This window comes from Pseudomonas sp. BP11-1-1, from assembly GCF_052112105.1.
Classification (GTDB): Bacteria; Pseudomonadota; Gammaproteobacteria; order Pseudomonadales; family Pseudomonadaceae; genus Aquipseudomonas; species Aquipseudomonas alvandae.
Genome location: NZ_JAUTYU010000029.1, coordinates 37438 through 53804 on the forward strand (window position 1 = coordinate 37438; position 16367 = coordinate 53804).

24 protein-coding genes are annotated in these 16367 nt (G+C 55.2%); 7 read left to right on the forward strand and 17 right to left on the reverse strand.

Annotated elements, in window-relative coordinates; all coding sequences use genetic code 11:
• The 8 genes from Q7C33_RS28000 to Q7C33_RS28035 all read right to left on the reverse strand — a co-directional run bounded on the left by Q7C33_RS28000 (window position 1) and on the right by Q7C33_RS28035 (window position 4411).
• Entirely contained in the window at window positions 1-180 is a 180-nt protein-coding gene (locus tag Q7C33_RS28000; RefSeq protein ID WP_407684526.1) for a hypothetical protein, read from the reverse strand.
• Window positions 181-250: 70 nt separating this feature from the next.
• A complete protein-coding gene (locus Q7C33_RS28005; RefSeq protein WP_407684527.1) occupies window positions 251-583 on the reverse strand; it encodes a PapB/FocB family fimbrial expression transcriptional regulator in 333 nt (110 codons plus the stop codon).
• Complete coding sequence (locus Q7C33_RS28010) at window positions 580-1260, reverse strand: hypothetical protein (protein ID WP_407684528.1); 681 nt, start codon at window positions 1258-1260, stop codon at window positions 580-582. Before Q7C33_RS28010 ends, Q7C33_RS28005 begins: the two co-directional genes overlap by 4 nt.
• 11 nt (window positions 1261-1271) lie before the next feature.
• Window positions 1272-1478 carry a hypothetical protein gene (locus Q7C33_RS28015; protein ID WP_407684529.1) on the reverse strand — a complete coding sequence of 69 codons (207 nt, stop codon included), beginning with the start codon at window positions 1476-1478 and terminating at the stop codon, window positions 1272-1274.
• A gap of 9 nt (window positions 1479-1487) precedes the next feature.
• Window positions 1488-2012, reverse strand: coding sequence for a hypothetical protein (locus tag Q7C33_RS28020; protein WP_407684530.1), 525 nt, complete (start codon window positions 2010-2012; stop codon window positions 1488-1490).
• Window positions 2013-2147: 135 nt separating this feature from the next.
• Complete coding sequence (locus tag Q7C33_RS28025; RefSeq protein ID WP_407684531.1) at window positions 2148-2315, reverse strand: hypothetical protein; 168 nt, start codon at window positions 2313-2315, stop codon at window positions 2148-2150.
• 193 nt (window positions 2316-2508) lie between these two features.
• The gene (locus Q7C33_RS28030) at window positions 2509-4158 is read right to left on the reverse strand and encodes a KlcB family protein (protein ID WP_407684532.1); all 1650 of its coding nucleotides are present in this window, start codon (window positions 4156-4158) and stop codon (window positions 2509-2511) included.
• A 49-nt stretch (window positions 4159-4207) separates the two neighbouring features.
• Window positions 4208-4411 (reverse strand): hypothetical protein, encoded by a 204-nt coding sequence (locus Q7C33_RS28035; protein WP_407684545.1) that lies wholly within the window; start codon window positions 4409-4411, stop codon window positions 4208-4210.
• On the opposite strand from Q7C33_RS28035, the gene Q7C33_RS28040 reads away from it, so the two are divergent.
• Window positions 4328-4537: a DUF1360 domain-containing protein gene (locus Q7C33_RS28040; RefSeq protein ID WP_407684533.1), complete on the forward strand. Its 210-nt coding sequence runs from the start codon at window positions 4328-4330 to the stop codon at window positions 4535-4537. The two genes, Q7C33_RS28035 and Q7C33_RS28040, sit on opposite strands and share 84 nt — an antisense overlap.
• Window positions 4538-4700: 163 nt before the next feature.
• Here the strand turns inward: Q7C33_RS28040 and Q7C33_RS28045 are convergent, their stop codons facing one another.
• The 5 genes from Q7C33_RS28045 to Q7C33_RS28065 form a co-directional block, all read right to left on the reverse strand.
• Window positions 4701-5111: a hypothetical protein gene (locus tag Q7C33_RS28045; protein WP_407684534.1), complete on the reverse strand. Its 411-nt coding sequence runs from the start codon at window positions 5109-5111 to the stop codon at window positions 4701-4703.
• Between the two features lie 564 nt (window positions 5112-5675).
• Window positions 5676-5921, reverse strand: a complete 246-nt coding sequence (locus Q7C33_RS28050) for a hypothetical protein (protein WP_407684535.1) — start codon at window positions 5919-5921, stop codon at window positions 5676-5678.
• A 17-nt stretch (window positions 5922-5938) separates the two neighbouring features.
• On the reverse strand, window positions 5939-6232 hold the full coding sequence (locus Q7C33_RS28055; RefSeq protein WP_407684536.1) for a hypothetical protein: 294 nt from the start codon (window positions 6230-6232) through the stop codon (window positions 5939-5941).
• Between the two features lie 144 nt (window positions 6233-6376).
• Window positions 6377-6712, reverse strand: a complete 336-nt coding sequence (locus Q7C33_RS28060) for a stability/partitioning determinant (protein ID WP_407684537.1) — start codon at window positions 6710-6712, stop codon at window positions 6377-6379.
• The gene (locus tag Q7C33_RS28065) at window positions 6712-7404 is read right to left on the reverse strand and encodes a nucleotide-binding protein (RefSeq protein WP_407684538.1); all 693 of its coding nucleotides are present in this window, start codon (window positions 7402-7404) and stop codon (window positions 6712-6714) included. The genes Q7C33_RS28060 and Q7C33_RS28065 overlap by 1 nt, the downstream gene beginning before the upstream one ends.
• Before the next feature lie 302 nt (window positions 7405-7706).
• Between Q7C33_RS28065 and Q7C33_RS28070 the strand changes: the two genes are divergently transcribed.
• From Q7C33_RS28070 to Q7C33_RS28085, 4 genes are all read left to right on the forward strand, one after another.
• Window positions 7707-8006 carry a type II toxin-antitoxin system RelE/ParE family toxin gene (locus tag Q7C33_RS28070; RefSeq protein ID WP_069078795.1) on the forward strand — a complete coding sequence of 100 codons (300 nt, stop codon included), beginning with the start codon at window positions 7707-7709 and terminating at the stop codon, window positions 8004-8006.
• Complete coding sequence (locus Q7C33_RS28075) at window positions 8003-8299, forward strand: addiction module antidote protein (RefSeq protein ID WP_407684539.1); 297 nt, start codon at window positions 8003-8005, stop codon at window positions 8297-8299. Before Q7C33_RS28070 ends, Q7C33_RS28075 begins: the two co-directional genes overlap by 4 nt.
• Window positions 8300-8569: 270 nt before the next feature.
• Window positions 8570-9121, forward strand: a complete 552-nt coding sequence (locus Q7C33_RS28080) for an N-acetyltransferase (RefSeq protein ID WP_407684540.1) — start codon at window positions 8570-8572, stop codon at window positions 9119-9121.
• The gene (locus Q7C33_RS28085) at window positions 9118-10095 is read left to right on the forward strand and encodes a tyrosine-type recombinase/integrase (protein WP_407684541.1); all 978 of its coding nucleotides are present in this window, start codon (window positions 9118-9120) and stop codon (window positions 10093-10095) included. The genes Q7C33_RS28080 and Q7C33_RS28085 overlap by 4 nt, the downstream gene beginning before the upstream one ends.
• Before the next feature lie 673 nt (window positions 10096-10768).
• On the opposite strand, the gene Q7C33_RS28090 is transcribed toward Q7C33_RS28085, so the two are convergent.
• From Q7C33_RS28090 to Q7C33_RS28100, 3 genes are all read right to left on the reverse strand, one after another.
• The gene (locus Q7C33_RS28090) at window positions 10769-11530 is read right to left on the reverse strand and encodes a hypothetical protein (RefSeq protein ID WP_310521950.1); all 762 of its coding nucleotides are present in this window, start codon (window positions 11528-11530) and stop codon (window positions 10769-10771) included.
• A gap of 412 nt (window positions 11531-11942) precedes the next feature.
• On the reverse strand, window positions 11943-12164 hold the full coding sequence (locus Q7C33_RS28095) for a ribbon-helix-helix domain-containing protein (RefSeq protein WP_077507189.1): 222 nt from the start codon (window positions 12162-12164) through the stop codon (window positions 11943-11945).
• Window positions 12165-12525: 361 nt separating this feature from the next.
• The gene (locus tag Q7C33_RS28100) at window positions 12526-13878 is read right to left on the reverse strand and encodes an OprD family porin (RefSeq protein WP_077507190.1); all 1353 of its coding nucleotides are present in this window, start codon (window positions 13876-13878) and stop codon (window positions 12526-12528) included.
• 225 nt (window positions 13879-14103) lie between these two features.
• On the opposite strand from Q7C33_RS28100, the gene Q7C33_RS28105 reads away from it, so the two are divergent.
• On the forward strand, window positions 14104-14433 hold the full coding sequence (locus Q7C33_RS28105; RefSeq protein WP_077507191.1) for a TrfB-related DNA-binding protein: 330 nt from the start codon (window positions 14104-14106) through the stop codon (window positions 14431-14433).
• Window positions 14434-14531: 98 nt separating this feature from the next.
• Entirely contained in the window at window positions 14532-14783 is a 252-nt protein-coding gene (locus tag Q7C33_RS28110; RefSeq protein ID WP_077507192.1) for a hypothetical protein, read from the forward strand.
• Between the two features lie 112 nt (window positions 14784-14895).
• On the opposite strand, the gene Q7C33_RS28115 is transcribed toward Q7C33_RS28110, so the two are convergent.
• Window positions 14896-16326, reverse strand: coding sequence for an Ig-like domain-containing protein (locus tag Q7C33_RS28115; RefSeq protein WP_407684544.1), 1431 nt, complete (start codon window positions 16324-16326; stop codon window positions 14896-14898).
• Between the last annotated feature and the right edge of the window lie 41 nt (window positions 16327-16367).

The window sequence follows — 16367 nt, forward strand, 5'->3', positions numbered from 1 at the left end:
TCACGCCTGGGCTTCTTTCAGGGCTTCCAGCATGCACACATACTCGGGCGCCGTTTCCTTGAGGTTGCTGTAGATAACTTTCTTGCTCTTGTCGGCCCGCATCACAGCACCAAACCGGCCGTAAACTACAAAACTGCTCAATGATTTGTGGACTTCGATCTGACCCAGCGCTGTGTTCATTTCCGCTTCCTCAGTGATTCGCTTCAATGAGGCTATTTTACGGTATAGCGTATAATTAGCATAGATTTATTTACGGTATACCGTAAAATTTTAACAAATTAATGACTCTGCTGTTTTCGTCCTGGATGGCCTTGAAACGTAAAGAGAACTGCCCTCGATTGGCCCCTGTCTGCTCGCATGCTTCCTTTGGCGTTAAACCGTGTACAAGGTGCTGCCGTAGAGCTTCGCGAACCTTCGGCCCTCGTATGTCAGTGCCAGCCAGCAGCAAATCAAATTGCTCGGCAGGGACGTTACCCGGCACCAAGTCATAAACACCCATCAAATGATTCTCCGAACTATGTCGCCTAAACGAGCTGGATCGCCCGCACAGAGCTTCTTGACCGCTTCCAATTTCCTCGATCATTTTACCGTTGGCTGTGGGCTTACCGAGGCGGTGTTCTGGTGCTTGATAAATACACGCTCATGCCCGTCAGGACTGATCAAAATCGCGTCCTGCAAAACCTCATTCACCACCATCAAATCGCCCTGGATACTGTAGCGCCAAGTACCAGTGCCATTCTTCACCAAAGACGGGGTGTCGAATTGCCGGAGCACGCCCGGACGAAAGCGAAGAAACGTTTTATTCCCCACGGTTAAGCGGTCTGTCATTCCCTCCGGGGACGGAAAATTCTCAAGAGCACCATCAACCTCGATCAAGTCGCCCTTAATGGTGTAGACCCACTGGCGGGCTGTTTCGGAATTGAACAGCGTCACCAAGGCGGACGAACTGAGAGGCTTCAGAACATCTTTGGGGAAACGAACATACGTTCTGTTGCCGTCAGTTGCGATGCTCTCTGGCATCCACAAAGGCTTAATTCCGCTGTCTGATTTATAGACATAACCGTAATCAAGTCGAGCGCAGACTTCAGGAAGGTTGACCCCCCCTTGCCGAAGCTCGCTCTCAGCTTCAGCGCTAATCGCACCGTGCAGATAGGATGGGCAAACCTCTGTCAGATCCACGGTGGGAATCAGTACCGCCCATACCGGAATGGCGAAAGCTACGGCCGTTGCAGCGAGGACCAAGGTAGTACGATTTTTCATCAGAAATTTTCCTATTGTGCAGGGCCTTGGCGCTCGGCCTGGCCGGAAAGAAGGTTCGCTCGATCCAACCAGAACTGTGCTTTCTGAAAGCAACGCTCAGCTTTTACTGTACGGCCCGCCTCTTGAGCTTGGTTGCCATCGGCAAGCCACTGGCTTGCCTTTGCCTCTGCCTCCAGCGCTCGTTCAGCCAGCGACGTTACAAGGGCTTTGGTGGGCATCGTCATTTCCTATCGCTGAACGCAAACGGCATGGCCCGGCCGATCATCCTTCGCGCGATCCCGGCCTTGCCAGATGTTGACGGCCTGCACGCAAGCCACCTCAGAGCTGAACCCCGGCACATGCGTTGCTGGCTGATTGATCGGAGTTAGGATCAGCACCCAATCCTTGCTATCAGCAGCGTAAGCACGGTTCGCAATCGCATAATTAGCGACTTCAATGTTCGTCAACTTATTGCCGCCCAACCGAAATTCGCCATCGCTACAAGTGACCGGCAATAGCTTCGAGTCAGTGCCCGAACGGGCCTGGATAGGCGCTAAGGAAACTTGTTCGATGCCGCTGTCGCGAGTGCGAATAGCAGCGGCAGCTCGACCACCGTAGCAGCTCACTTCTGTCTGCACGTAGCGGTCAGCGGCAACGCTTAAATCAGTGACTCCACTAGGGAGACCGGACGCACTTGTTGCGGTCGAAACGAGCGTTAAGCAAGGGAGTGACAGCACAGCCATCGAAGCGGCTAAGGTGATGCGGATGTTCATTATTGATATTGCCTCACAATGCGCCGGCCAGCCCAACGCTTCTACTGGCTCAGCCCCGGTTTCTAGGCCGGGGCTTGGGCGTACCTGGTGCTCAATTCCTTGGTGAAGGCGCCCAGCCTAAGCTGGGCGGCAGGGTCAAAGTGTGTCGTCGCCTTCAAGGTCCGACAGGCTGTCGGCCAGGTCGATATCGACCTTCACCAGGTCAGCATCATCGACCACCACGAACGAACAAGCGCTGTCCTGCTCGCCGGCTGCGATGTGGGTCGCGAAGTAGCGGTCTGCTACCAGCTGCGCAGCAGCCATGTGGTCCCCTTCACACTCCACATCAACGGTCCAAGTTACTTGATAGCTAGGCATTTTCCGCTTCCTCAGTGATTCGCTTCAATGAGGTTATTTTACGGTATAGCGTATAATTTGCATAGCACTATTACGGTATACCGTAAAATTTTAACAGATTAACGACTATTCCGTTTTCGTCCTGGATAGCCTTTACGGGCTATTCACCAGGCTGCCGGCGGTAGTCGGACGGCAGGCCGGCTTTCTTTAGTCGCGCCTGCAACACCGCGACCGCTTCAAAGGCCCGAGCCCGGTCGGCAATTTCAATGGCGTTGTTCTGCTCAAGACCGGCGATTCTCTCGCGCAACTGCGCCTCGACCTTACTCGAGACCGGGGCCACCACCGCATCGCCGCTGACCTCCTGAGAGATTGCTTGAAAGGCTTCGTGCAGCCGCTGATTCTCCGCGCGCAGGTGGACCAGCTCCTTGGCCTGCTCGTCGGTGCGTTTGCGCTCCTTTTCATAGCTGTCCCAGCCGCGCCTGGCTTGTTTATCGCGGTTTTTGTTGCCGTTGATAATCCCAAGATCCTGATCGAGCGTGGCCTTGGTCTGTTCGTTCCACAGTGGGCAGTCATGGAAAATGCGCTCCAGCCTGCTCAGCACATACGGTTTAGAAAGATGTTCCAGATCTGCGCGAGCGGTAAAAAACACGCTGAAGGCCCAAAACATCATCGCGTCTTCATCGCGGCTCAGTTGCACCGTGCGCGTCCAGTTACTCGGGTCGGTGGTATCCACTACGACCTCCGTCGGAGTCGTAGAGGCCGCGACCTGGGCCTCGCGTAACTCTTTGTTGTACTCCTGCAAGCGACTGACTATGGCTTTCTGGCGCTCGATCTCATCGCGCAGAAACGCTGCCGGGCGATATGTGCTGCGATTCGGTTCGGCCAGATAGCGGCCGTTGTCGCCTTCGGGCCACAACTTGCGCAACAAGGCGTCAAATCCTGGCTTCTTGCTGGCCGCCCAATCCTTCTGCCGGTGGTCAAGATCCTCGTGTGCCAGCAGCCCCAGGCTCAACACACAACGGTCGGTATGGGTCAGCTGAATGGCCTGGAGCCCTTTGGTTTCCTTAAGCTCCTTGAGCCGCTTCCGGTGGCGACGCTGCCGCTCCGCATTGCTCAGCGGCGCCGCCTTCTCGACAGCAGCTATGGCCGGCACCGCCCCAGACAGCGGCATAGCGAGTTGACCGTTACGAGTAACGCCTTGCAAGGCTGGCGCAAGCCACGCTGGAAGCTCCACCTTGGCGCGATCCTTCTCACGAATAGCTTTCGGCTTGTGGTCGCCGCGCAGCAGTTGCTCCACGGCGCTACGCACAGCCCGGCCGAACTCCTGGCCCACAAACTTATCCGCGTGCAGAAAATGACTCAGATAACCGCTCTCACTGATGAACGGCGCCGAAGCATCGACCGCGTAAAAACTCAGGCTGTGCAGACCGTTGAAGCTTCGCCATGGATCGACCTTGACCCGTAGCTGCATGCCGTCCACCTCAAGCAAATACTCCCCCACTTGTCCCCAGCCCGGCACCTTGCCGGCAGGCGCCGCAAAGCGCTGCTTAAGCCGATCGCCTGGGCCGTCTTTTACACCACTGCCAAAAAACGTATTGTTGTTAAGGCGGTAGAGCACGGCCTCATAGCGCAGCGTCGAAGTCTCGATTTCCCGAACGTTACCTGCACGCATCGCATCATCGAACAGTTCCAGCATTTGCCCGGCCAACTGCTCCAACTGATCACGACCGGCGGGCAGGAACTCAAGGGTTTTGATGAACAGCGGCTGTTCCTCAAGGGGTACAACCTTGGCGGTTTTTTTCCTAGCCATTGCGTCGCTTCCTTCTAAGCACCCCGGCTGACGGCCGGGGCGGTATCCGTCAAAGCCCAATTTCGTCCATGAGCGCGTCCAGAGCATGGTCGCCATTACGGTTCTGGTAAGCCGTAAGTAGCGCAGCGCGGGTCATGTTCTCGGCAGGCGGCAGGACAGCACCACCAATGTGACGGATAGCTTCAAGAAGACGCCAAGCAGGAAGTTGGTCGGCCACTTTCTGCATTTGAGCTGCAAGCTGTGCTGTTGTCATTGGTCTGCTCCAGCGGTGACCTTAGAGCTTGCAATAGCACCTTTTCTGGCTGGATCCAGGATGTTCATAAGCGCCTCTGCGATACACGGCGCCGCGAATTTTCCTGCGAACTCAAGCAAAAATTGACGGTATTTCTGATCCATCAGCTCCACTAAGGGGATTTCCATGATCCATAACAAGGCCCAAAGAGTGCTGTCATTCGTGATATATTTTGATCCGAACATAAATCACCTTACCGGTTTGTTGTGTTCCACGCTGGGGATGGTTGCAGCCATGCCCCGGCACTTTTTTATGCCATGAAAGCAAGTACAGGAATGATGTCTTGCGGCACTCGTCCTGTAATCACCAGAAATCGGCGCCACACGCCATAAGGCACCGAAGTACTCCCCTCCTTGAAAGTTCTTATCCGTCGATCACTCGACAACCCCAGCAGAGCAGCAAGCTTTGCATCGGTGTTGTACTCATCAAAGTTCGACTGAAAATGACGAAAGTAAGCGCTTACTACGTCAGGGTTGGGGGGCTCCCATCCTTCGTGTTCCCGTAGCAAGTGAGTACGCGGATACTTGCTCTCATCGATTTCACTTTGCGGCATCAGCCGTGGTGCATTGAGGTTGGCCTTGAGCTGTTTAATCGCAGCTTTCGTTCCCTCCTGAAAAACCAATGCCTGTTGTTCTGCTATGCCTGGCAACTCGATAATCATGATGCGGTTCCTTGTGATGCTCAGAACCGGGGGCTTTCGCCCCCTGCCCTACCGTGGTAACAGCTCGATACGTCGAACGTCTGAAACACGGATGTTGACCAAACTTAGGGTTCCCGTGACTAACGTTTTCCAGTATCCGACCTGGTGAAAGTGAACCAGGACATAGAAAAGGTAATCCGGTAACAGGAGGTCAAAACGCTCAATCCGAATGCCGATGTGTTCTGGATTAAACTCCCGAACAGGCTCTCCGCATCGATCCTCTGCCCCCCTCCGAACCAACCAGAAATGTGCTTCTGGAAGATTCGTCCTAATGGTCGCCACATCTGAAAGTCTCATCTCGTTCTCCGTCAGCGGCATGACTAGCCCCCTCAAGAGTCGAGTGGCTCTCTGCATGCCACCAACAGAAACAATGATAGGCTAAATTCGCCTAATTGGAAAGAAATATTTAGGCTAATTCAGCCTACACATACACAAGATTGGGATCTTTTCAGTGAATAGAAAAGGCCCCGCACCTGGCTTCGGTGGGGGGCCTTTTCACATAGTCGGCGTTATTGGTAACGCGTCCTACCCTTGCGCATCGAGCCAGGCGTCTTTGGCCTTGTCCAGCTCGGCGTCCAGCACTTCGTATTGCTCTTTGCTCAACAGGGCTTCGACGTGCAGCGCGCCGAGCCAGCCCTGGGCCACAGCTAAATCCTGCTCCATGTCATCCAGGCTACCGGCCTTCGCGACCGCCTCAATGCGCTGACGTGCGCGCTCGATGGTCGCGGCATTATCCCGATCACGGCTGCGGGGGGTTTCTTTACTGGTCATAGCGTGGGGGTTCCTTTCTACAGGCTACGCGCCGCCGTGATGGCCTGGGCAATCAGTCCCCCTAGTTCGGCACCGTCCTCGATGTTCAGCGTCAACTGCCACCATTGATTCTCGCTCGCCTCGGCGATCACCTTGCACACCGGAGCCCCGGCAAAGGTGGCGGACTCGATACGTATCCGGTCAAACGGCGCACGCAGGCTGATGTCGGGATTGCGCACGTCGAACTGGACGAAATTGATAGCTACCGTGACCTTGACCGGCAGTGCGCCGGACAGTTGGGCCAGGGGATTATATTCGCGGGTCATCATCATTTCTAAGGCTTCCTTTCAGTGGTTAAGGCTCGTCAGGGCCCAGGGTTAAGCCGAAATTGCAAAAATTCGGCCTTCCAAAATCGCGCCAGAACCATTTTGTATGGTTTGGTAATGCGATCGTCAGGCTTACTTTTTCAAAGCCCCCTACTGGCGTTTGGAGGCTTCCAAATGCTCTGCAGCTTCCAGTGCATCCAAGGCCTGCTCCAGCAGATCACCAAGAACCTTGATTCCACGTCTCTCGGCCATCTGATAGAAACGGTCTTTACACTCGACGGTAACTTTGATGTTGAACTGAGTCCTTGGCTCCCGGGCGCTGAATCGCGCACGCTTAGCCGGTTGCGCCTCTTGCGCAACACGCGATGGAAAATTGTTATCTTTAGATATCTTTTCGATAACTGATGGCTCAGCTGGACGCTGACTCTCACCTTTTGGCTTGAACGCACCGAGGTTGGAGAAAGGGTCAACTCTTTTTTCCGTCATTATTCACCCTCCTGCGACGGATGAAGTTTAGAGATCAGCTCAGCAGCGAACGCGGACGCGTTAGCAACAGCTTTTTCGATGCCCGGAACTTCAGAAGGATCCAGACTCTCCAGGGGCTGCTGAAATGAGAACATGGCTTTGAATGCCTCGCGTTCAGTCATTACCGTCTCAAAAACTGGTATCTGTTTTTCGGTAAGACTTTTTCGAAGGTTCGCCATGGTTCTTGTCTGGTACGCGGGAGGTGTACGAGTCAGAAGGATGGAGTACGGCAGCTTATAGTTCGGAACATGCCTTCTCATTGCCAATTCCTGGTCATGAATCAGCGACACCGCCCTACCCGCTTGCTCAGCATCGAGCAAGGAACCCTGCATTGGAACAACCACAAAATCCGCCTCTTGTAGCGCAAGGACGACGATCTTCGCTGCAGTACCCTCCAGGTCAACGATCACAAAGGGGTCAATCATTGCTGCTTCGCGGATTTTGCTGGCAATGTTGTTTTCGGTTACGCCTGAAATTACGTGCAGGTTCTGAGGACAATGACCACCTTCAGCCCATTTTTCGATCGGATAGTTGGGATCAGCATCAATGATCGTTACTCCAACACCTTTGGAGGCTAACTGCGTCGCTGCCGCTAGAGCGGACGTGGTCTTTCCAACACCACCTTTCGGACTGACAAACGGGATTGTAGGCATTCTGGTAGCTCCGGATTTCATCAGATAGCGATGGATATCTATAGCAATCCATCACGGTAGGCGCCCATCATACACAGAAAGATATCTAAAAGATATCCCTAAGATACCTAAACATATCAAAAGGATATCCAAAAGATACCAATACGATACGATAGGGATATCAAATAGGTATCTCATCGATATCTATTCGATATCTATTCGATATCCAAAGGTAACCCAAGGATATCTCATAGGCAACCCCAAGGTATCTTAAAGATATCCAGGTGTTGACAGGTTGTCGTCTATAGACGACAATTGCGCTCATGAAGACGATAAAACAAACAGCGACCTACATGACGTGGGAACGCAAACTCAAGGACCAACGTGCCAAAGCTGCTATTGCCGCACGGATCTTCCGCCTGGCGAACGGACTACCGGGTGATGTGTCACCAGTAGGGCAGGGTGTCAGTGAGTTGCGTATCCATTACGGCCCAGGCTACCGGGTCTATTTCGCACAGCGCGGTGAGGAGTTTGTTTTGTTGTTGTGCGGCGGTGATAAGTCCACACAAAGCCGCGATATCGAAGCGGCAAAAAAACTCGCGATCCAGTGGAGGCAAGAATGAAAGAAGTAATTTACGACTATGACCCAGCAGAAGCACTGGACGGCCCCGAGGCCATTGCCATCTTCATGGCTGACGCCTTTGAGACTGGCAACGCTGATTACATTGCCCAAGCCCTGGGCGTGGTCGCCAAGGCCAAAGGCATGAGTGAACTGGCTAAAGAAACGGGATTGGACCGTAAGCAGCTGTATCGCTCATTCAGCACGGACGGCAACCCCACACTGAAGACCCTGCTGGCTGTAACCCAAGCTTTGGGAATAGACCTGACCACTCGCGCGCATGTGGCACCTATTTGAACCACGCAGCGCCTCAAGCACCCGATAATTGCCTCGGCCACTTCCGGTCGGGGCAATCCCTCGCAACACACCTTCACCTGATCGGCCCGCGTTGATCGATCTGGCTGACGCCGGCCTCAAAAACGCCACCAATACTTATCAACCCGCCTTGCTCGTATCGCGAACAAAGTACGCTTTATGGTCACTTAACGACAAAACAGATCGTTTTGATCGCCTGCCACATAAGTAGTGATAAAATACGTTATCACCACTTTTAGCAGGGAGCGCCGTATGTCGTTTTTTGAGCCGCTGCGCGACTTTTTCCATAGACGTGCGGCAAAAACCCTGAATGACGCGTCGGCACGCGTGCACCTGGTCAATCGCCGGCAAGAATCGCCCCGGGGCAACTTTGTGTTTCCCGGTACCGACTACCTGGACGACATAGAGGTCGCTGGCCAGCGCGTTGGCCAGATCGATTACGGCATTAACCCGCTGGGCGATCGGCTGTACATCAACATGATCGAAATCGAACCCGCGCTGCAGGGGCAGGGCATCGGCCTGGGCGTGCTGTGGCAGCTGTGGCTCGCGCACCAGGTGCCGATCGTGCCGCTGTATCAGTACACGGCATCGGATGGGTTCTGGGACCGGGCACGCCGACGCTTTGCAGCGGCCGGTGCCGTACTCGCGGCCGAGCTGCGCGGCGTCGAGGATCTGGAGCTGGAACAACTGCGTTGGCAGCACCTGGTGCCCGAGGCTGAGGACAAACGCCTGATCCGTGAATACTGGGAATGGGTGGCCGCTGAACACGCTGCAGGTCGACCTGCTGGGCCGGGCATTAGATGAAAGACCTGAATCCCCCCCCGTCCACCGCCACGCTGATGCCGGCCGGCGAACGCCGCTTGAGCGCCCAGGAGTTCCAGCAGTTGGCCAGCGTGCCGGCCGCCGTCGAATGGTTCGCCAATATCGACAACCCACGCACCCGACGCGCCTATCAAAACGACCTGGAAGACTTCTGCAGCTTTGTCGGCCTCACCGGCGCCGAGGAATTTCGCGCCGTTACCCGCGCGCACGTGCTGGCCTGGCGCGCCCAGTTGGAAACCCGGGGCCTGGCCGGGGCCACGATCCGGCGCAAACTCGCCGCGCTGGCCAGCCTGTTCGACCACCTTCTGGAGAACAACGCCGTCGCCGGCGGCAACCCCGTGCACGGCGTCAAACGGCCCCGGGTAGAATCCAACGAAGGCAAGACACCGGCCCTCGGTGACGACCAGGCTAAATTGCTGCTGACGGCGCCGGACGGCTGGACGTTGAAGGGGATCCGCGACCGCGCGATTCTGGCAGTGCTGCTGTACCACGGCCTACGCCGTGAGGAAGCCGCGCAGTTGATGACCGGCGACCTGCAGGACCGGCGCGGCATCAAGCATCTGCAGGTGAGAGGGAAGGGCGGCAAAACCCGCTATTTGCCACTACACCCGGTCGCCGCCGAACGCATCCATGCCTACCTGGAACGAGACTGCGAGCGTGAACCAGGCCATGGGCCGCTGTTTCGCTCAATGCGCGGTCGCACGACTGGCGGGGCCGTTACGGGTAACGGGATCTACAAGGTGGTGGCCCAATGGGCCAGGGCGGCGGGCATCCACGTCGACGGCCTGGGTGTGCACGGACTCCGGGCCACGGCCGCGACCAATGCGCTGGAACATGACGCCGATATCGCCAAGGTCCAGGAGTGGCTGGGCCACGCGAATATCAGCACAACCCGGCTGTACGATCGGCGCGGCCAGCGGCCGGAGGATTCCCCGACTTACAAGGTGCGTTACTGATCGCCTTCGGCGAACTCGCTACACAACCAGGCGTTGCAGCGTGAAATTTGTGCCACCGGCACGCCTATCCTCCTGCACATTTCATGCTGCAGCGTGCAAAAAGGCCACTCGCTGGCCACGCCGATTCGGCCTTGAGCGCGATTTCAAAATGCATGCCTTCACCGAAGGCACCTAGCGGTCTTCCTTGTTCACATTTCCCAAGCCAGCCAGCGCGCACACGCGCCCGGTCGAGCCGGCAGGGGGCGTAGCCCCCTGGGGGCGATTAATCCGGGCCTTAGCGCCCGCAGGGTGGCCGAAGGCCAGGGCAGGCCGGCTTTATCGGCCTGGGCCGCTTAGGCTGGCGTTGACGCGGTAGTAGGGTTTGCTCTACACCGTGCCGTGCCGTAGGCACGACTTTGCACGGGCGTTATCTAAGAGGTGTTTACACCTCGTAAAGCCCTGTTTTTCCCGGAGGGGATAACTGAAGAGGGTATAAAATTCCATTTATTTCTAAAGCTCAGAGCCTGGCCAGGCCAAGGTACTAAAACCAGGCCTAATTCAGCTTGGACAAGGGGCATTTTAGCAACAGTCGGCGCCGGCCATACATACACGCTCGGAAGACACAAAATGCGGGCGTGACAGGGCCTCCGCGTGAGCGGATAACCAAAGGGGAAGGGGGTACTAGGAAGGATAGTTAAGAGCGCTTTCCCGCCTTTGCCACGTTGTCCAGCAGCTGACTTAACCTATCCTGAACGCTGGTTGTCGATTGACTTCTGCCTGGTGAGCTACCAGGTGGCTGCGATGGCTCACGCATTGACGGATTGCCCTGATTCTCCTTGGCCTGCCAGCGTGCCCGAGATACTTCACGTCTGTGCAGCTCTTGGGAGTAACGCGCTATGTCATCCAACCGCCGCTGTGCAATCGTGGCCAACTGGACCTGGCGACGCTTGCGCGCTGAGTTCTGCACACGCTCAAAGACGTGCAACAGGCCGAGGTCTTTCCAGAACAGTTTTGTGAGGCGAACTAACACGCGGGTGCGTACCAGGTGCAAGCCGTTGTCGTCCTTTTCATCCAGGCGAACACGCTCGATACGGCGGTATACATAGCCGGCAGCATCAAGGGTCTGAAATAACCGGCACAGGACCGGAGCTGAAATGGGCGAGTCCTCAGCGATTCGCCGCTGCGTATTCAATACATAGTGACCGTTATCTTCATCCAGGAAGCCCAGCACCCCCGTGGCCAGGTCCAATCGAACCAGGATCTGCTCTGCCACTTTCTCGATGGCTACGAACTTCTCAATGCGTGTGCGGCGATCGCCATTCACGCGATCAAGTCGACGAAGGTAACGACCTCGATGAGCCGTTATGTTGCTCAGTCGCTCGTATGCAGATCGGATCAGGGGGTTTTTCAGCTGCTGCTCGGATAAATGCCGGGGGGCTGCGTAAGACGGTGGCATCGGCCGCGCGGGGCGCCGTAAGGCGGAGTGCGGATTAGAGGGGTCAAGTCGTACGGCCTTTAGCTTTGCCATTACGCCTGCCCCCCTCGGTTGCAATAACCGTTCGGAGAAAAGCCTTTGTCTACTATGAGGTACGGGCCGTTGCCATATTGGACGCACACAGCCGCTGCGAATACGAATTCCATTTTTATACGCCGTTCGACGGCAAGCTAAATCGGTTGACATTTTCAGGGTTGCAAGAACCCGTAGTGCCAGCCATAATCAGCTCACCAATTGATGTGTTGAGCAGGCCTCTAACCGTCGAAAGAGAAAGGCCTGTTCTAGATTTTCCAAAAAGCCCGGTTACCAGCCGGGCTTTTTGGTTTCTGCTTTTTGGTTTTCTACACGATTGAACTCTCTGTAAAGGGCTGCCTCAGTGCTGCTCGGCCTTGTTATCCGAACCTTCATTTCCTAGATCCAGACGGAACTGTGGGTGCTTTACCCCCTCGTCCAGCTCCTTCAAATACCTCAACACCGCATTGCGCATGGTCTCGGACACCGTTGTACCTTCCAAACGCATGGCAGCATCAAATCGTCTTTTGGCTTGCTCATCGAGCTTGAAGCTGACGACAGTGGGTTTGTGTTCGGCGGTCATAGGCAGATACCAAAGTAATACGGTAATACACGCTTATGTGAGGTTAGAAGTTCTACGGTAGTACGTCAAGCGCTGGCCTAGATGGTAATGCTTGGCTAGTGAAGGACTTAGCGTAGAAATCTCAGCCTCTGTACCAGACATGGCCAATCGGGGACCACGTGGCTTTACCGGGTAGGTACTGGTGGAGGCTTGGGCTTTGATGCGGTAACGGCAGTGGATGGCCAGCGCCGTAGGCGGATCGAGGAGGTGCGCCAATAGCGAGAATCACTAAGACGAAGGCATAAAAAAACCCGGTTTTTGATCACCGGGTTAAACAAGAATTAGGCCATTTCTGAGAGGAGCCGGCCCGGAAAAGATATTATCAGAAGAAATTGTAGGTGTAACTCACGATCAATCGATTCTCGTCCTGATCGCGCTGGTTGGCCGCATCGGAGCGAAGCGAGGCATTACGCCAGGTCAAGCCAAGGCCTTTCAGCGTACCGGCCGGAACGACGTAGCCCAGGGAGAAATCACGCTCCCATTCGCTACGGTCATAGCCAGCGGCAGCAATGTTGTCGCCCTTCAAATACATGACCGATGTCGTCAGACCAGGCACACCAATCGTTGCAAAGTCGTAGGCATAACCTGCCAACCAGGTGCGTTCGCCGGCACGTTGGAACTTGCCAATCTGTACATCGGTAATCAGGTAGCTGCTGGAACCATCACCTTGGTTCAAGAATGGGAAATCACTGGTTCCATTCACACGTTGATAGCCGGCGGTCAGTGCATGGCCTTGCAGGCTGTATGTGAATTTTGCGCTCCAGGTGCGGTTATCAACTTCACCACCGTTGTTGTTGAAGCCCGACGAGCGATAACCCGCAATCCGACCTTCTTGGCTGGCATTCTTGCCATCAGAGTCGCTGTAGAAGTAGCGGAGATCGGTTTTCAGATTGCCAACTGGTAGCGCCCAGTTATGCAGCAAACCGAAGAAGTGTTGTTTGTAGAAGTCATCCAGGTTGCCGTAGTAATACTGAGCGGTCAGGTCCTTGGTGATCTTGTAATCACCCCCGCCGTAGTAGAACGCATTGCTGCGCTGGTTGGATCGGGTGGTTACTGGATTGCCATTCGAGCCCGCAATGGTCAGCGAGTCCATATTGGTCGAGTTCCGACCCTTGGCGTGCTCGAGCTTGCCACCCACCAATGTCAGGTTTTCAATGTCATTACTGGTGATCTGGCCACCCTCGAAAGTCTGCGGAAGCAGGCGGCCATCATTGGTTTGAACAACAGGAAGCTTTGGCTGCAAAGTACCCAAGCGCAATTCTGTCTTGGAAATTTTCACCTTGCCGGTAACGCCCAGGCTACCGAAGTCGCCAACGGCGCGTCCGTCACTGTCACTCGGGAAAACAGTACCACCCTTGCCCACGCTATTGGCGTTGTAAGCAGTGCCTTTGCCGGAGTCAAGACGAACGCCATACAAGCCGATAGCATCCAAACCGAAACCAACAGTTCCCTCGGTGTAGCCCGATATGAAGTTGAAGATGAAGCCTTGGCCCCACTCTTCTTGCTTCGAAGGATTGGCGGTGCCGTCTCGGTTGTCCGTGTTGATGTAGAAGTTACGGGCCGTAACGCTCAATTTGCTGTCTTCAACGAAACCATGTTGCTGGGATTCGGCGGCGTTTGCACCTAAAGAAAAGCTGGCAAGCGCGACAGCTATAGGCAAAGAACGGTTGTACATAGATAGCTCCTGGTGTGTCTTTTTTTGGTGATGCTGAAAGGCCGCCACGCTAAACGTAATTATTTGTTACGTCCATGATCGTTACGGTTTTTGCTTATGCATTTTGGCTATGAGCGCATCTACGAAAATGCCAAATACCTTCTAGATAGAAGTAAACCTAGTAAACCGTAAGGCATCAGTGTTTACTATTCCGTACACCTGGATCGCGTTTCGAACCAGGTCGCAATGAAGACTGGTATTGATCCGATGACAGAGCCGATACGAATGACCCTTGCGGATTTTGAAGCAAGCCAAGCAAAGCTGATAAAACTGTCTGCTGAGGTAAATAACCTGGCCCGCTTGATTCTTGTTGAGGGGTTACCCCCAACGGAAGCCGCAGCGGCGGTGGGTATGACCAAGCAGAATGCTTACAAGCATATGAAACGCGTTAGGGCTCTCCTACACGGGTTGCCAGCCAACTGGGTGCTTATGGAAGCGGAATGGATGCCAGATTGGTTAGCGGCAGAAACACGCGAAAAATTAAAAAAAGAGGTCGAAAAAATAAAAAATGAGTAAACCCGGTAAACTAATGGTTGACAGGGTTTACTCAAGTACATAGCATGGGGCCATCAGCGACAAACACGGCGCTGAACCCCAAACCAAGGAGTGTCACCATGAAAGCATCTATCAAAATCGCAGCGTTCGGCCTGGTTGCAATGGGCGCTCTGTTCAGCACCGGTTGCACTACCCTCGACAACCTGCATGCCGCCGCTGCTGCTGAGCGCGCTGCGAATCCAGAGAAGTACACCGAGATTCCAGAAGTTGCGCAGGCTCAGTACTCAGCTGGCCAAGACGGTGCGCCGTACCAGCCATCCTGCGCCTGGGGTTGCCCGGACGGTGTGCCTGAACTCACCCGTAACTTCTAAACCCAGCGATCCAAACAAAACCCCGCCGAAGCGGGTTTTTTTGTGTCTCACCTAGAAAACGCCCCGCATAGCGGGGCATTTCTAACTACAAACTAACAGCACGATGAGATTTTTAGGTCCCGCTACAGCCCCCTCCACAGCTGTACCACTTAATTGTTAGTGGAAGGGCGCGAGTTGACATTGCATCACCATTGAATGCCTTCAACGTGTAGGAGCGTACGTCACCGTCATTCGTTTTCAAATAAAGATCGGAGCCGAACTGTCCAGGTATGACTTTATTTGATAGTGAGAATGAGGTTCCCGAGCCTGAGTAAACAACGTTGTCCCATGGGTCAACTACTTCGTAACGAGTAGCCCCCGTGGCACTCCAACTAAAATTGTTTTCTTCGTAATACGCAATCTCCCTATCTAGATGAAGACGACTGGCACTGAACGTCGATGAGCCTGCCTGAGTAGAACGACCTTGCTCAGAAAAGCTGCTTATAACAGGCGCGGCACTCTGTAATGTCACCGCCGCCGTGGCCGATCCAGCTACCGCCGACGCCCTCACCGTCGCAGACCCAGCGACCGAACCACTCAGCGTCACAGTGACTTTACCGCTGGCATTGGTGGTAGTTGAAGTCGCAGACAATGTACCTAGGCTGGTGGTCCAGCTCACGGCGACGCCTGCACCAACAGAGTTGTTATTGGCATCAAGTACCGTTGCAACCAACGTACTCACATCAGAACCATTTGCAACAATAGAAGTTGGCGTTGCCTCGACATCAACGACACGGACTGTTGAAAGGTCAGCTGTAAAAGTAACCCCAGCGTTTGCGAAACCAGCAACCGCCGCTGCTTTGACTGTTACACCTACTGCGGCGGTTGAAGAACGCAATACGATTGTTGCTTGACCACTGGAATTGGTCACGCTCGATGCTGCGGAAAGCGTGCCTCCGGTAGTTGTCCACGTCACATTGATACCGGCCCCCAAAGTGTTGCCATTGGCATCCTTGACTGTCGCGACCAAGGTACTGGTTGAACTGCCGTTGGCTACGACGCTGGTGGGTGTCGCCACCAATGCCGTTACCGCTGCCGTGGCGCTGTCGGGCGTCAGGGTCACCGTTGCCGTTGCAGATCCAGCCACGGCCGAAGCCGTCACCGTCGCCGAACCGGCCACTGTGCCTTTCAGCGTCACCGTGGCCTGGCCACTGGCGTTGGTCGTGCTCGATGCTGCAGACAAGCTGCCCAGCGACGTCGACCAGGTCACCGCAACGCCGGCGCCCAGGGTGTTGCCGTTGGCATCCTTGACCGTGGCCACCAGGGTACTGGTCGTCGTGCCGTTGGCCACAATGCTGGTCGGAGTCGCTACCAGCGAGGTCACGTCGGCCGTCGCACTGTTCGGCGTCAGGGTCACTGCTGCAGTTGCAGATCCAGCCACGGCCGAAGCCGTCACCGTCGCCGAACCGGCCACCGTCCCTTTCAGCGTCACCGTGGCCTGGCCACTGGCGTTGGTCGTGCTCGATGCTGCAGACAAGCTGCCCAGCGACGTCGACCAGGTCACCGCAACGCCGGCGCCCAGGGTGTTGCCGTTGGCATCCTTGA

Bases quoted from the DNA above. Each gene is read 5' to 3' on its own strand.
- Q7C33_RS28000 (WP_407684526.1), bottom strand. From the start codon at position 180: ATGAACACAGCGCTGGGTCAGATCGAAGTCCACAAATCATTGAGCAGT.
- Q7C33_RS28005 (WP_407684527.1), bottom strand. From the start codon at position 583: ATGATCGAGGAAATTGGAAGCGGTCAAGAAGCTCTGTGCGGGCGATCC.
- Q7C33_RS28010 (WP_407684528.1), bottom strand. From the start codon at position 1,260: ATGAAAAATCGTACTACCTTGGTCCTCGCTGCAACGGCCGTAGCTTTC.
- Q7C33_RS28015 (WP_407684529.1), bottom strand. From the start codon at position 1,478: ATGCCCACCAAAGCCCTTGTAACGTCGCTGGCTGAACGAGCGCTGGAG.
- Q7C33_RS28020 (WP_407684530.1), bottom strand. From the start codon at position 2,012: ATGAACATCCGCATCACCTTAGCCGCTTCGATGGCTGTGCTGTCACTC.
- Q7C33_RS28025 (WP_407684531.1), bottom strand. From the start codon at position 2,315: ATGGCTGCTGCGCAGCTGGTAGCAGACCGCTACTTCGCGACCCACATC.
- Q7C33_RS28030 (WP_407684532.1), bottom strand. From the start codon at position 4,158: ATGGCTAGGAAAAAAACCGCCAAGGTTGTACCCCTTGAGGAACAGCCG.
- Q7C33_RS28035 (WP_407684545.1), bottom strand. From the start codon at position 4,411: ATGACAACAGCACAGCTTGCAGCTCAAATGCAGAAAGTGGCCGACCAA.
- Q7C33_RS28045 (WP_407684534.1), bottom strand. From the start codon at position 5,111: ATGATTATCGAGTTGCCAGGCATAGCAGAACAACAGGCATTGGTTTTT.
- Q7C33_RS28050 (WP_407684535.1), bottom strand. From the start codon at position 5,921: ATGACCAGTAAAGAAACCCCCCGCAGCCGTGATCGGGATAATGCCGCG.
- Q7C33_RS28055 (WP_407684536.1), bottom strand. From the start codon at position 6,232: ATGATGATGACCCGCGAATATAATCCCCTGGCCCAACTGTCCGGCGCA.
- Q7C33_RS28060 (WP_407684537.1), bottom strand. From the start codon at position 6,712: ATGACGGAAAAAAGAGTTGACCCTTTCTCCAACCTCGGTGCGTTCAAG.
- Q7C33_RS28065 (WP_407684538.1), bottom strand. From the start codon at position 7,404: ATGCCTACAATCCCGTTTGTCAGTCCGAAAGGTGGTGTTGGAAAGACC.
- Q7C33_RS28070 (WP_069078795.1), top strand. From the start codon at position 7,707: ATGAAGACGATAAAACAAACAGCGACCTACATGACGTGGGAACGCAAA.
- Q7C33_RS28075 (WP_407684539.1), top strand. From the start codon at position 8,003: ATGAAAGAAGTAATTTACGACTATGACCCAGCAGAAGCACTGGACGGC.
- Q7C33_RS28080 (WP_407684540.1), top strand. From the start codon at position 8,570: ATGTCGTTTTTTGAGCCGCTGCGCGACTTTTTCCATAGACGTGCGGCA.
- Q7C33_RS28085 (WP_407684541.1), top strand. From the start codon at position 9,118: ATGAAAGACCTGAATCCCCCCCCGTCCACCGCCACGCTGATGCCGGCC.
- Q7C33_RS28090 (WP_310521950.1), bottom strand. From the start codon at position 11,530: ATGCCACCGTCTTACGCAGCCCCCCGGCATTTATCCGAGCAGCAGCTG.
- Q7C33_RS28095 (WP_077507189.1), bottom strand. From the start codon at position 12,164: ATGACCGCCGAACACAAACCCACTGTCGTCAGCTTCAAGCTCGATGAG.
- Q7C33_RS28100 (WP_077507190.1), bottom strand. From the start codon at position 13,878: ATGTACAACCGTTCTTTGCCTATAGCTGTCGCGCTTGCCAGCTTTTCT.
- Q7C33_RS28105 (WP_077507191.1), top strand. From the start codon at position 14,104: ATGAAGACTGGTATTGATCCGATGACAGAGCCGATACGAATGACCCTT.
- Q7C33_RS28110 (WP_077507192.1), top strand. From the start codon at position 14,532: ATGAAAGCATCTATCAAAATCGCAGCGTTCGGCCTGGTTGCAATGGGC.